Origin of the sequence: Pseudoalteromonas sp. SCSIO_11900 (assembly GCF_000576475.1) — a bacterium.
Taxonomy (GTDB): domain Bacteria; phylum Pseudomonadota; class Gammaproteobacteria; order Enterobacterales; family Alteromonadaceae; genus Pseudoalteromonas; species Pseudoalteromonas tetraodonis.
Window position 1 is genome coordinate 168,664 of the sequence record NZ_KK070025.1, and the last position, 14,767, is coordinate 183,430.

Sequence of the window (14,767 nt, forward strand, 5' to 3'; positions counted from 1 at the left end):
TTTACGAGTACTGTTACTTTATTTTAGATAAAAAAATAGCGTACTTTTATTGTACGCTATTTAATTTTGACCTAGCACCTAGCACCTAGCACCTAGCACCTAGCACCTAGCACCTAGCACCTAGCACCTAGCTTTTATTGCGGTTTTCTTTACTAAACGCGCGAATTTTACGTTTTTGTGACAGGGTTACTTTATTAGTACGCCCTGCAAATGGGTTATCGCCTTCTCTAAACTCAATTTTGATTGGCGTACCCATAATCTTAAGTGCTTTACGGTAGTAGTTCATTAAGTAGCGTTTGTAGCTATCAGGTAGGTCATGTACTTGGTTACCATGAATAACGATACGTGGCGGGTTGTAGCCCCCAGCATGCGCATACTTAAGCTTAACACGACGTCCACGAACAAGTGGCGGCTGGTGGTCGGCCTGTGCCATGTCCATAATACGACGCAACATAGCAGTACTAATTCGCTTAGTTGCCGACTCATACGCTTCGTCAACTGATTCAAATAAATGACCAACACCGGTACCATGCAGAGCAGAGATAAAGTGTAGGCGGGCAAAATCAATGAAGCCTAAGCGACGATCAAGCTCAGTTTTAATACGATCTTTAACGTAGTTATCTAGGCCATCCCACTTATTCACGGCAATAACCAATGAGCGTCCTGAGTTAAGCGCAAAACCTAACAGGCTTAAGTCTTGATCAGAAATGCCATCGCGAGCATCAATCACTAGTAGCACAACGTTACAATCTTCAATTGCTTGTAGTGTTTTAATGACTGAGAATTTCTCAACCAAGTCACTTACTTTTTTACGTTTACGCACACCAGCGGTATCGATAAGAATATATTCTTTGTCGTTACGGGTCATCGGAATGTAAATTGAGTCGCGGGTTGTACCTGGCATGTCGTATACAATAACACGGTCTTCACCTAGTATGCGGTTAGTAAGGGTTGACTTACCTACATTTGGACGACCAATAATTGCCAGCTTTACCGGTTTATCGGCAAATGCTTGGTGATCGGTGTCATCTTCTTCACCTTCTTGATATAAGTCGATAAGTTCTTCATCGTCATCGGCTACATCTTCATCAAGAGCGGCAAGCTCAGCAATAACAGGCTGAAGAGTTTGCTCAAGCAGTAAAGTAATACCACGGCCATGTGCGGCAGCGATATGATGAACTTCACCAAGTGAAAGTTGGTAAAACTCAGCACAGTTTGAGTCGGCATCAATGCCGTCTGTTTTATTGGCTACCACAAAGCACTTTTTTTCTTGCTTACGTAAGTGGTTAGCAATAGCTTGATCAGCCACTGTCATACCCACGCGAGCATCAACTAAAAATAAAACAATATCCGCTTCTTCAATGGCTAGTAATGACTGATCAGCCATTTCGGTTTCGATACCTTCTTCTGAGCCATCAATACCGCCCGTATCTACCACGATAAATTCAAAGCCATCGTAATTTGCTTGGCCATATTTTCTATCACGCGTTAAGCCAGGAAAGTCGGCAACGAGTGCATCACGAGTACGTGTTAAACGGTTAAATAATGTGGATTTGCCCACATTGGGTCGCCCTACAAGAGCGATCACGGGAAGCATAAACTACCTCTTTAAAAAACAACAAAAGGCTTCGCAGTGCGAAGCCTTACAAAAAATATTTAACTATTAGTGCCTTACACTAATAGTAGACAGTTAGTTCGGTATTTTTACCGCGCTAACTTCACCATCGCGGGTGTATAAAATCAATTTATCGTCAGCGACAACGGGCTCAACAAAAAAACCTGAGCTGTCAAAGTCTTCACGAGATACTAGCTCGCCAGTTTCTTTATTTAACCAATGTAAATTACCTTCTTGGTCACCTAACGCTAAATAATTACCGGCAACTGCTGGGCCTGTTAAGTACCAGCCACGTAGAGCGGGTTGGCTCCAACGTTCAATGCCCGAATCTTTATCAAGTGCATAAACAACGCCGTTACTATCAACAACGTAAATTGTTTGCAAATCCATGCTAATTTCACGGTAGCTGCTGTATTCACGTTTCCATACAACATTACCTGAACGAATATCTACTGCTGATAAGTTACCATTGTATGCAATAGCATAAGCAAATGGACCGCTAATGATCGGCTGCGTATCTACATCAACTAAACGTTCAAACTCTGATGCGCCTTTTGGCACTGCAATTTCTGCACTCCATGCCGAGTAGCCACTCTCAGAAATTAAAACACTGAGCTTACCTGTTTCAAGGCCAACCAATACACCACCGTTAGCCACAGTAGGTGAACTTTGACCGCGTAAAGTCAGCGGTGGCACTTCTTGCTCAAAGCTCCAGCGTTCTTCACCAGTATCTGGGTGAAGCGCAAGTAACTTACCTGAGGCTAAATTAACAAAGATTAAGCCATCGCCTGCAGCGGGTTTAGAGAGTGATTCGCCAGGTACTTTTTTACGCCAAACTTCTTTACCAGTCTCACGGTCAAGTGCAATGACATAGCCATGTTCTGAACCTAAATAGATTTTACCATAAGCTTGTAATATTCCACCTGATAATTTTGCATTTTCGTTATCGCTCCAAGGCCAAAACGATAAATCTTGACGAACGTCGGTTTCCCATTGGGTATCGCCATTGGCAAGTGATAAGGCTTCTACTTGGCCTTCACGGCTAGCAACATACACTGTCTCTTTATAAACAGCGGGTGATAAGCGTGAAAAGTAATGCTCTACACCGCTACCAATAGATTCTTGCCATACTATGTCAGTTTCGAATTGATTGGCTATTTCTGGAAGCACCAGCTCTTCTTCGTCATCGCTTGAAGAGCATCCCATTAGGGTTGCCATACATAGGGCGAGCGTTGCTGTTGTTATTTTTCTCATGCCTAAAACCTTATGCCGCTGGGCTAGTTACTGCTAGGTCATCTAACTTAATTTGTAAAAGGGGATTACTCGTTAATCCACCGGCATCAACAGCAGCTTGATAGGCTACGCGTGCTTGCTCTTTATTGCCTTGCTGAATGTAAATGTCACCTTTTAATTCAGCCACATTTGCGTTAAATGCTTCAGGAAAAGGGGCATTTAATGTGCTTAATGCATCATCGTATTGCTGTTGAGCAATTTGCACACGCGCTAAACGTGTCGTTGCAATGGCTTTAAGCTCTGCGTTATCAACGTTAGTTACAATCCAGCTTAGTTTTTCATTTGCTACATCTAATTTTTGTGTATCTACCGCTTCTTTTGCTGCAACAAATGCCGCTAAAGTTGCGTAATGAGTGTCTTTGTTTTCACTGATAAATGCATCAGCAGACGCTAATACGCTGTCGCCTTCGACAAGTTTAGTGTAAGCATCAGATGCTTGCTCTGCAGTCGTTATTTGATTTTGGTTATATGCTTTCCAGCCATATAAACCACCTAAACCAACAATAACGCCTAATGCTAGTGAAAGGCCGTTTTCACGAAAAAAGCGCTTAATCGCTTCTGCTTGTTGTTCTTCTGTTGAATAAATTTCCATGCTTACCTCTGTTAAAGCGCTTAACTACTTACGCTTTATATAATTTTAGCTATTAACCAGTTCTGCAAGTAGCGTTTTAGCTTGTTCTAATTCTAGTGTGACTTGTTCTTTACGTTCACGTAAGTATTTAATAGTCACAACGCCTTGCTCTAATTCATCTTCACCGATAATGACTGCGACGAGCGCATCGCTTTTATCAGCACGTTTAAGTTGTTTTTTAAAGTTACCACCGCCAGCGTGCACCATAACGCGTAATCCAGGTACATCACGACGTAACGTAGATGCAATAATAGGGGCTTGAATGCTGGCTTTATCGCCCATAGCTGCTAAATATACATCAGCACTACGACGTATGTCACCTACACACTCAAGTGCTTGAAGCAGTAAAACTAGGCGCTCTAAACCCATTGCAAAACCTACCGCAGGGGTTGATTTACCGCCTAATTGTTCTACTAAGCCATCATAACGACCACCGGCACATACAGTACCTTGTGCACCTAAACTGTCGGTTACCCATTCAAATACCGTGCGGTTATAGTAATCTAAGCCACGTACCAGCTTTTCATTAACCGTGTATTTGACGCCTGCGGCATCTAATCGTTCACATAAATTTTCAAAATGTTCTTTTGATTCAGCATCTAAATGTTCAGATAGCTTTGGTGCATCGACTAAGATTGCCTGAATATCTGGGTTTTTAGTATCCAAAACGCGCAGTGGGTTAGAGTACATACGACGTTTTGAATCTTCATCTAGGACATCGGTATGTTGTTCTAAAAAGGCGATTAAGGCATCGCGGTACTGTGCGCGCGCTTCGTTTGAACCTAATGAATTAAGCTCTAAACGCACATGATCAGTAATGCCAAATGCTTCCCAAAGTTGCGCCGTGAGTAAAATAACTTCGGCGTCAATATCGGCGCTGGCAATACCAAAAGTCTCTAAACCAAATTGATGAAATTGACGGTAGCGACCTTTTTGTGGGCGTTCATGGCGAAACATAGGACCCATGTACCAAAGGCGTTGTTCTTGATTGTATAACAGGCCATTTTCGTTACCTGCACGTACACACACTGCAGTCCCTTCAGGGCGCAGAGTTAAATTGTCGCCGTTACGATCGGCAAAGGTGTACATTTCTTTTTCTACTATATCGGTTACTTCACCAATAGAGCGTTTAAATAGGTCGGTTGATTCTACAATTGGAAAACGAATTTCTTGATAACCAAACGATGATACGGTCTCGCGTAAAATGTGTTCTACTTTCTGCCAAACTTGCGTATCGCCTGGCAGGCAATCGTTCATACCGCGAACTGCCTGAATTTGTTTTGCCACTGATAAATCCTAAATCTGTTTATGTGCAGCCCTAGGCTGCAACCACGTAAAACTAAAAAATCGACCCTGCATTATAACCCTAACTATAAGGTAATTGCGAGCGCAGCGGGGTGTACGTAATTTATACTACGTTGTGAATGCCGCGATTAAAAAAGGTCAATAAAATACATAGTGCCTGTAACAACGCATCACTCTACGATTTTTATATCAATAGGAGTTTGCTTTTGCTTGTGTTCAATGAAATCGCGTACATAGCCTTCGAGTTGATCAACAATATTGTTGTTATCAATGCGTGCTTTTTGTCGCTCACCATTAATGTATAAACCTGAGCGTCGGTTTGCGCCGGCAAGGCCAATATCACTCACTAATGCTTCACCTGGCCCGTTAACCACACAGCCAATGACTGACACTGAAACTGGCTCAATAATATCTTCTAAACGCTCTTCAAGTTGATTCATGGTGCTCACTACATCAAACTCTTGGCGCGAACAGCTAGGGCAAGCAATAAAATTAATGCCGCGAGAGCGAATACGCAATGATTTTAATATATCAAAGCCTACTTTTATTTCTTGAACTGGATCCGCTGCGAGTGATACACGCAGTGTGTCACCAATACCTTCAGCCAATAGCATGCCTAAACCAACAGCCGATTTAACTGAACCAGAGCGCATGCCGCCTGCTTCAGTAATCCCTAAATGCAGTGGCTGGTCGATTTCTTTTGCGAGCAAGCGATACGCGCCAACCGCTAAAAATACGTCTGACGCTTTCACCGAAATTTTAAATTGGTCAAAGTCTAAGCGACGTAATATATCTACATGGCGCATAGCCGATTCAAGTAAGGCTTCAGGTGTTGGCTCGCCGTATTTTTCTTGTAGGTCGCGCTCAAGTGATCCACCATTTACGCCAATACGAATTGGAATATTGTGCTCACGGGCTGAGTCGACAACCGCTCTAATACGCTCTTCACTGCCAATGTTGCCTGGGTTGATACGTAAACAATCAACGCCATACTTTGCTACTTTTAATGCAATGCGGTAGTCAAAGTGAATATCAGCAACCAGCGGTATCGATACCTGCTCTTTAATACTTTTAAATGCTTCAGCGGCATCCATAGTTGGTACAGATACACGCACTATGTCAGCACCGGCATCTTGAATCGCTTGAATTTGAGCTACTGTGGCATCAATGTCCATTGTGTCTGTGTTAGTCATTGACTGCACGGCAATTGGTGCACCATCACCAATAGGAACATTACCCACATTTATGCGGGTGGATTTTCTGCGTTTTATAGGAGATTCTGAAAACATAGCGACTACTCTGCTAAGGGTAATTTAAATTTAGCTAAACGGTTTTTAGGAAAGGCCGAAATATCAACTGGCTCACCATTTAGGGTAATACGAACAACATCATGCTTGCCTAATACCACTGAAAAAGGCGCTACTCCGGTTAGGGTCATTTCGTAGCCTGCTTTTTTTACACCAAAAGCAATTTTTTCATCATTGGCATCGTGAATTTCTACCCAGCTCTCATCGTTAAACATCATAAAAATGGTGCTTAAATCACTGTTTTTTGGTTCACTGGTGCTCTGTGCATCATTAACTGGCGCGGCTTGAATTTTTTGTTGCTCATTTTGTAATGCTGAACTCACTTCTTCTGCAGATTCACTGTCATTTAAAAGTGCCTCGTCGGCGGCTTCAGCTAACAGTTTTGTGTTTTCTTGTTGCTCCGAAATAAGCGAGTTATTAGCATTAATAGTGTTAGTTTGTTCATCAATAGGCGTTGCATTTTGCCACCACCATACAGCTGATGAACCAATAACAATGGCTAGTATTAAATAGCTTACCGTCATCAGTCGACTGTCATGCGCTTCTTTTTCTGTGCGCCTTGAAAAGCTTTGCATATCTACTAGCTTATCTGATGTGCTAAAAGCAGGCAGCATGGCTAAAATAGCGCTGCTATCTATGCTTAGTGTGCGGCAATAATTTTTTATATAGCCTTTAACGAACGTTTTTGCACCGAGTAAATGATACTCGTCGCTTTCAATATGCTCAACTTGTGATTCTGTTAGCTTTAATAGCGAGGCGATTTCAGCAAGGCTGATATTTGCATTTTCTCTATGCGATTTTAGCATTTGTCCTACAGAGGGTCCGTCGCTCTGCGGTTGTGTATTATCTTCATTCATAATATGTATGAGTCTGGATCCACGAGTAAAAGTTAATGTTTTGGCTTAATAACCAGAGTAAGACTTTGTTTTTATTTTTTAGTGTTCGTTTATTCTTGCTACTGGAATGCACGCTTTTAAAGGGTATCATCAGCTGCGGTTTTATAAAAACGTTACTATAGTCCTTTTAAAATTTTTGCTGTTTTTATTTTTAAAGCCCTTTAATGCACCTAACATATAGCAGTTTAGCATTGAATCACACTGAAATGCTAAATTGGTTTACAGCAAAACGAGCGATATCAACCGATACACTCGTTTTTACTCTTATTTTACTAGGGTCTGTTGACCTTTGCGGATTAATATTTGTTCAAACTAGGGGCAATTTAATCGCGGCGCGAGGTTTGTAACCTAGTGGGCTAAGTAAAAACCGAGCAACAAAGAGTTAATTGCCCCTAGGCAGAACCCTTCGGGCAGCGCCTGTTTGGCATTGATACTACGTTATCGCCTATTTATGGGGAATAACCACACCACATAAGCTCTGCCTTGCCTAAATACCAAACAGGCTGCTGCAAATTTAACCTTGAAAGGTCAACAGACCCTAATTTAAAAAGGTATTTGTGTCTTTGTTGTATTTTTGCAGCTTACTTTACTGAATCATCAGAGCTTACTGCAGATGTTGGACTTTTTTTACGAATAATTTTTATTTTTGGCTCCACAATAATTTGATTGTTATTACTGCTTTCTTGTAATTCATCAAGTTGTGCTTGGCGGTACTTTTCGCGCAGCACTTCAAACTCTGTTTGCCTTAATTGGTTGTCACGAATGGCGTTAGCTTGAATACTATTTGGGTATGTTTGCAAAATAGTAGCTGCAATTTTTTCAGCATCTTCTATTCTACCCATACGCTGTTTAATTAAATAACTAAGTAATAAAGCCCGTGCAGACACACGGCCAGTATCGTCATGGTGCTTTAAAACGTCGCTGGCTTTATGTAAGTCACTTTTAGCATAAAAAAGGGCGGCTAAGCTAATTAGGGTCGATGTACGCTGCGAGCTGTGGTTTAGCGCTTGTTGAAAGTAGCTTTCTGCATTTGTAAAGTCATTAAACTCAATGGCGCATAAGGCTAAATTTTCATAGCTTTGTGCTACACGAATATAACTTGGAATTTCAATCGCTTTTAAAAATTGATCGGTAGCGCGATCATACTCATCAATACTACATAAAAACGTACCGTAGTTATTTAGGGTATTCGGATCGTCAGGCTTAATCGTCAACGCTTTTTGATAGGCTTTGTCGGCTAATGCATTTTCGCCAACTTGTTGGTAGTAATAAGCTAAAGAATAATGAACTTCGGGGAGGTTTGGTGCATATTCGCTCGCACGCTCAAGGTTATATTTTGCTTGGGAATTATTGCCGGTGTTTAAATATTGTAATGCCAAAGCAATGCGGGTACGCGCTGCGCCTGCGTTGTTTATTTTATTTTCGACGACGGGTTTGTCACTGCCGTTGTAACTATTTTCAGTAACACAACCGCTTAAAAGTAGTGTTGATAGTGCTAAAGCAAGTAAAGATCGCATTACCTTGTCTCTTTATTTATTTCCATAGCCTCTATCTTACCGCAAAGCCTTTGTGTTGCATCATTTATTTAAAATAAACGATTTATCACAAAGGCACCAGAGTCTTTTATAACGTTTAGGCTTGATGAATATTTACTGCAATTGCATTGTCATCACGCATTTTCTTTTTAGCCATACGTTTTGTTCTATCAACCACATCGCCAGCTAATTGACCACAGGCAGCGTCAATGTCGTCCCCTCGTGTACGACGAACAATACAGGTAATCCCCGCAGCTTGTAATACCTTTGAAAAACGGTCAATTCGGCTGTTGCTTGAACGCGTATACTCATTACCCGGGAACGGGTTAAACGGAATAAGGTTTACCTTAGATGGCGTCCCTTTTAACGTTTTAACCAGCTCATGTGCTTGGTCGGTACTGTCGTTAACGCCATTAAGCATAACGTATTCAATAGTCACGTCTTTATTGGCTTTAGAGCCATCAATATAACGACGACAGGCCGCTAAAAATTCTTCAATTGGGTACTTTTTATTAATGGGTACCAAAATATCACGCAGTGCGTTATCAGGGGCGTGAAGTGAAATAGCCAGTGCTACGTCGATTTTTTCTTTCAATAAATCAAGGGCAGGTACTACACCCGAGGTACTTAATGTTACGCGGCGCTTAGATAAACCAAAGCCCCAGTCGTCCATCATCAGTTCCATCGCTGGTACGACGTTTTTGACGTTAAGTAATGGCTCGCCCATCCCCATCATAACGACGTTAGTGACAGGGCGTTTTTCACTGTTGCCATCAAGGCCAATGTCTTTGGCTACACGCCATACTTGGCCAATAATTTCCGACACTTTTAAGTTACGGTTAAAGCCTTGTTGTGCCGTTGAGCAAAACGTACATTCAAGGGCGCAACCTACTTGAGACGATACACATAAGGTGGCGCGATCTTTTTCTGGGATCCAAACTGCTTCTACTTCTTGGCCGCCTTCTAGTACTAATGCATATTTAATAGTACCGTCGCTGGCTTGCTGGCGAACTGAAATTTCGGGTGCAACGATTTCACACTCGTTTTTAAGCTTTTCTTTTAGCTTTTTGTTTACGTTGCTCATTTCGTCGAAATTATCTACGCCAAAATGATAAATCCATTTCATCACCTGATCGCCACGAAATGGCTTTTCACCGAATGATACAAATAACTCTCGCATTGCATCTCGGTTTAAATCTAATAAGTTAATCTTTTTTTGCTCGGTCATGTAACAACCTCAATCGGTGGCGGTGATGGTAAAAATTTACAAGGGCGAATTGTACACAATTCACCCACTATAATCATTAAGTAAAACATCATAACTAAACGATTAATACTTTACGTAATGACTAAAAAAGGGCTCGAAAGCCCTTTTCATACTTTGCATCACAGGGTTAGCTGTGAACTCGAATTAACGAGTACGTGGGCAAAGTTCTTCGTCAGCGAAGAAGTACGCGATTTCGCGAGCAGCAGATTCAACAGCGTCTGAACCGTGAACCGCATTTTCGTCGATGCTATCAGCGTAGTCTGCACGTAAAGTACCCGCTAGCGCTTCAGCTGGGTTAGTAGCACCCATGATTTCACGGTTTTTAAGAACAGCGTTTTCGCCTTCAAGAACGGTAACCATTACTGGGCCAGAAGTCATGAAAGATACTAAAGCACCAAAGAAAGGGCGCTCGCTGTGCTCAGCGTAGAAACCTTCAGCTTTCTCTTGTGAAAGGTGAACCATTTTAGCTGCAACGATTTTAAGACCCGCAGTTTCGAAACGGTTGTAGATTGCGCCGATGTGGTTTTTAGCAACTGCATCAGGTTTTATGATTGAAAAAGTACGCTCTAAAGCCATCTTTGTGCTCCAATAATTTTTAAGTGAAAGTGTGAATATTAACGGGCGCGAATTATACGCGTTTTAACGAAAAAAACCTAATTTATTATATCAACCATGTTATTTTGATTTAAGGGCGTTTAGTTTTGAGCTTATAACCATGCTATTACGTATATTAGTTTTAAATACTTCCGCTATATTTACGTCTATGTTAACAAATGGTTTTAGTTGTTAATAATAATTACAATAAACGCTCAATGTATAGTTCATACATCTCAATACTAGGATAACCATATGTTTTTTAACCAATCTTTAAAAAATCAAGTTGCTGATTTACAAAACAAACTTTTAGTTAGAGAGCAGGTTAGACAAAGCTTAGACAGTGAAATGCTAGTTTTAGAGCTTGATATGCAAGGTCATGTTATAAGACAAAATAAGAATTTTGAACGTACATTCAGCTATTCAAATAGTCAGTTGCTTAACCAGAATATTATTAACTTTATTCCTGAAAATGCACAGAATAATCCTGATTTTAATTTATTTAAACAAGCAATAAGTAAGCGTGAGCACTATGTAGGTGCTATTCAGTTGCTACACCAAAACGGGCAACGAGACTGGTTACGCTGCATTTTACATCCTATAAAAAACGAGCAAGGCCAGCTTGAGTATTTAACCCTGCATTGCACTGTGCTTACACAAATAATTGAAAGCTCAAGAGAAAACGAAGATTTAATTAAAGCCTTGCATCGTTCAACGGCGGTTATAGAGTTTGATACTCAAGGTATGGTGCTGCGTGTTAATGACAACTTTTTAAAAAGTATGGGTTATTCAAAGCAAGACGTGGTGGGCAAGCATCATAGTATGTTTTGTGATGAGCAAGTAGCGAGTAGTAAAGAGTATCAGGCCTTCTGGCAACGTTTGCGTAATGGCGAGTTTATTGCGAGCAGATTTAAACGTATTGATAAACACGGCAATGTAGTTTGGTTAGAGGCTTCATATAATCCTATTTTTAATGAAGCAAATGAGCTTTATAAAATAGTTAAATTTGCCACAGTGATCACTGATCAAGTAAAAAGAGAACTGGCTACAGAGCAAGCGGCGAGTATTGCGCATGGCACGTCTATCGAAACCGATAACAACACGGACAAAGGTGCTGAAGTGGTACAAAAAACAGTGCAGGTTATGAACGAATTGTCGGAGCAAATGGAGCAAGCTGCTCAAGAAATTTCAGCATTAGATAAACAATCGCAACTTATCGCGAGCATAGTGCAGAGCATTAGCAGTATTGCTGATCAAACTAATTTATTGGCACTTAATGCGGCTATTGAGGCCGCGCGCGCCGGCGAGCAAGGCCGTGGGTTTGCGGTGGTGGCTGATGAAGTGCGTTTACTTGCCTCAAGAACCAGTAAAGCGACTGAAGAAATAGTGGATGTTGTACAACAAAACCAAAATTTAACCCAATCAACGGTGGCTGTAATAGAGCAAGGTAAAAATAAAGCGCAACAAGGCCTAGCGCTCTCCAAAGAATCTGGTGATGTAATGAGTGATATTAAAAAAGGCGCGCAACAAGTTGTTGATGCGGTTAGTCAATTTTCGAACCAATTAAGCAGTAAAAAATAACTTAAATCTGCTGCTCTTCATTTATTAGCGCACAAGAGAAATTTTGATGATCTTGATCAAGGTTTCTCTTTTGCCCCCTCATTATACTTGCACGGTTTATTTTCCTTAATACCAATTCGCTTAATTAAGTGGTCTATTTTGAGGCTGAAAAAACGAGTTGATAGCTAGGCAAAAAAATTGCTATTTAGTTGTTCTCGGCAATTGCTCCTGCATTGCTCTACCTTCTGCATCCATGCAGTCGTAAATGAGATTTTTTTAACGAAGGTAGCGACACGTTTAGCCCCGTAAAATGATTAAGTATTATTGCGGGTTGGTATAATTATTCATGCAACCGACTTGAACTCGGTTCGATGTATGGAGCGCACATGTCAGCTGTTTCTTCCTCAATCCCGTTTATTCCTGAATTACTTTGCCCTGCAGGCAGCTTAAAAAACATGCGTTATGCCTTTGCCTATGGTGCCGACGCGGTTTATGCCGGTCAACCTCGTTACAGTTTGAGGGTTCGCAATAATGAATTCGATTTAGATACATTACAAATAGGGATTAACGAAGCACATGCGCTAAATAAAAAGTTTTATGTAGTGTCTAATATTGCCCCACACAATGCGAAAGTAAAATCGTATTTACGTGATATAGAACCTGTTATTGCCATGAAACCCGATGCGCTGATCATGTCAGATCCTGGATTAATTATGTTAGTGCGTGAAAAATGGCCCGATATGCCAATTCATTTGTCGGTTCAAGCCAATGCAGTGAACTACGCAAGCGTACAGTTTTGGGCCAAACAAGGTATTGAGCGGGTGATTTTGTCTCGCGAGCTATCGCTTGAAGAAATCAGCGAAATACGCACACTGTGCCCAGAAACAGAACTAGAAGTATTTGTTCATGGCGCGCTGTGTATGGCTTATTCAGGGCGTTGTTTACTCTCAGGCTATATTAATAAGCGCGATCCTAACCAAGGCACCTGCACTAATGCGTGTCGTTGGGAGTACGATGTTAAACCCGGCACTGAGAACGAAACCGGCGAAATGGTACATAAAATTGACCCTAAAACGGTTATACCTACGTTAGGTGAAGGCGCGCCAAGTAACGATGTATTTATGCTAGAAGAGCAAGGTCGCCCGGGTGAATATATGCCTGCATTTGAAGACGAGCACGGCACTTATATCATGAACTCAAAAGACTTACGCGCCGTGCAATACGTAGAGCAGCTAACAAAAATGGGGGTGCATAGCCTTAAAATAGAAGGGCGTACTAAGTCATTTTATTATGTTGCGCGTACCGCTCAGGTGTATCGCAAAGCGATTGACGATGCGGTTGCAGGTAAACCATTCGATGCAGACTTATTTAAAACTCTTGAGAACCTTGCTCACCGCGGTTATACCGAAGGTTTTTTAAAACGCCACGCCCATCAAGATTATCAAAATTACGAATACGGCCATTCAGTTTCTACCAAGCAGCAATTTGTAGGTGAGGTACTTGGGCGTAATGCCACTGGTTTGGTTGAAATAGATGTAAAAAATAAATTTTGTGTTGGCCATTCATTAGAATTAATGACGCCGAAAGGTAATATTAGCTTTGTGCTTGAATGTATGGAAAACAAAAAAGGCGAAAGCATTACTGATGCCAAAGGTTCAGGCCACATTGTAAAAATTCCCGTACCTGACAACATCGACTTAGAGCACGCCATACTGATGCGTAACTTGGATGAAAACCAAGACACCCGCAACCCTTTCAAACAAGCTGTTTCATAATAGAGAGTTTAATTATGGCTTTATTAATAAACAGCAAATGCATTAACTGTGATATGTAAGGCAGGATTCTGTTATTTTACAATAATCAACAAGTTACCTTGAGTGTGTGACTAGTTGTGTGACTGCTCATTTATAGCAGGGAACTTAAAGTAACACAGTTTGGCTAAAAGAGTCACACAGTTTTCAAACTCAAACATGGGTTATATCCGCTAAGGTAGAGCCCATGTTATTGAGCTTCGATTTTTCCCCACAGCATAGTCGTAGTTGAAAAATAGGTTTCACAGTTATTTTTATTATTTCAAAAATTGTGTTTAAAAAATAAACTAAACGCCCAAACACCAAAGTAACTACGACGACACCAAAATAACTACGACGACACCAAAGTAACTACGACGAGACCAAAGTAACTACGACGACACCAAAATAACTACGACGACACCAAAGTAACTACGACGACACCAAAGTAACTACGACGACACCAAAGTAAATACGACGACACCAAAGTAAATACGACGACACCAAAGTAACTGCGACGACACCAAAGTAACTGCGACGACACCAAAGTAACTGCGACGACACCAAAGTAACTACGATGACACCAAAGTAACTACGACGACGCCAAAGTAACTACGACGACGCCAAAGCAACTGCGACGACACCAAAATAGGAGTTTGTTTATCAAGCATGGTAGATAGTATTTCGATATTTACCCACCTCAAGGTCGTAGTTGATAACTTTTAAAATAGAGGTGCTAACCGCTTCTTTCTCCCCCCTGAAACACAAACCATAAGAAATTAATTGTTAAGTGTTAATTTGTATGCTGGTTTATTAAATGGGTACAAAGCATTGGAAATAAAGCAGTATAGGACAACTGAAATTACCTCTGCGGCTCCCAAATAGATTTAATTACGACAACACCAAAAACTAGATCTAACTGCGACGACACCAAAGTAACTACGACGTCACCAAAGTAACTACGACGACACCAA

Annotated in this window: 10 protein-coding genes and 1 pseudogene; 2 read left to right on the plus strand and 9 right to left on the minus strand. The window is 41.1% G+C overall.

The genetic code is table 11. The features are described 5' to 3' along the window. Positions 1-127: 127 nt before the first annotated feature. The 9 genes and pseudogenes from der to ndk form a co-directional block, all read right to left on the minus strand. Positions 128-1,597 carry a ribosome biogenesis GTPase Der gene (gene der, locus BG00_RS15035; protein ID WP_036983700.1) on the minus strand — a complete coding sequence of 490 codons (1,470 nt, stop codon included), beginning with the start codon at positions 1,595-1,597 and terminating at the stop codon, positions 128-130. Between the two features lie 93 nt (positions 1,598-1,690). Continuing rightward, positions 1,691-2,869 carry an outer membrane protein assembly factor BamB gene (gene bamB, locus BG00_RS15040; RefSeq protein WP_036983701.1) on the minus strand — a complete coding sequence of 393 codons (1,179 nt, stop codon included), beginning with the start codon at positions 2,867-2,869 and terminating at the stop codon, positions 1,691-1,693. Positions 2,870-2,879: 10 nt separating this feature from the next. After that, a complete protein-coding gene (locus tag BG00_RS15045; RefSeq protein ID WP_036983702.1) occupies positions 2,880-3,500 on the minus strand; it encodes a YfgM family protein in 621 nt (206 codons plus the stop codon). Positions 3,501-3,545: 45 nt separating this feature from the next. Beyond that, positions 3,546-4,826 carry a histidine--tRNA ligase gene (gene hisS / locus BG00_RS15050; protein ID WP_036983703.1) on the minus strand — a complete coding sequence of 427 codons (1,281 nt, stop codon included), beginning with the start codon at positions 4,824-4,826 and terminating at the stop codon, positions 3,546-3,548. A gap of 188 nt (positions 4,827-5,014) precedes the next feature. Then, positions 5,015-6,133 carry a flavodoxin-dependent (E)-4-hydroxy-3-methylbut-2-enyl-diphosphate synthase gene (gene ispG / locus BG00_RS15055; protein WP_036983705.1) on the minus strand — a complete coding sequence of 373 codons (1,119 nt, stop codon included), beginning with the start codon at positions 6,131-6,133 and terminating at the stop codon, positions 5,015-5,017. A 5-nt stretch (positions 6,134-6,138) separates the two neighbouring features. After that, positions 6,139-7,008, minus strand: a complete 870-nt coding sequence (locus tag BG00_RS15060) for a RodZ domain-containing protein (protein ID WP_036983706.1) — start codon at positions 7,006-7,008, stop codon at positions 6,139-6,141. Positions 7,009-7,658: 650 nt separating this feature from the next. Continuing rightward, positions 7,659-8,564 (minus strand): annotated as a pseudogene (gene pilW / locus BG00_RS15065) (type IV pilus biogenesis/stability protein PilW); the annotation flags it as partial. A gap of 115 nt (positions 8,565-8,679) precedes the next feature. Further along, positions 8,680-9,810 carry a dual-specificity RNA methyltransferase RlmN gene (locus tag BG00_RS15070; protein ID WP_010389431.1) on the minus strand — a complete coding sequence of 377 codons (1,131 nt, stop codon included), beginning with the start codon at positions 9,808-9,810 and terminating at the stop codon, positions 8,680-8,682. Positions 9,811-9,993: 183 nt separating this feature from the next. Further along, positions 9,994-10,425 carry a nucleoside-diphosphate kinase gene (gene ndk, locus BG00_RS15075; protein WP_036983708.1) on the minus strand — a complete coding sequence of 144 codons (432 nt, stop codon included), beginning with the start codon at positions 10,423-10,425 and terminating at the stop codon, positions 9,994-9,996. 273 nt (positions 10,426-10,698) lie between these two features. Here ndk and BG00_RS15080 point away from each other — a divergent pair, with 273 nt between their 5' ends. Further along, positions 10,699-12,024 (plus strand): methyl-accepting chemotaxis protein, encoded by a 1,326-nt coding sequence (locus BG00_RS15080; RefSeq protein ID WP_036983709.1) that lies wholly within the window; start codon positions 10,699-10,701, stop codon positions 12,022-12,024. Positions 12,025-12,389: 365 nt separating this feature from the next. After that, positions 12,390-13,778, plus strand: a complete 1,389-nt coding sequence (trhP, locus tag BG00_RS15085; protein ID WP_036983710.1) for a prephenate-dependent tRNA uridine(34) hydroxylase TrhP — start codon at positions 12,390-12,392, stop codon at positions 13,776-13,778. Positions 13,779-14,767 lie beyond the last annotated feature (989 nt).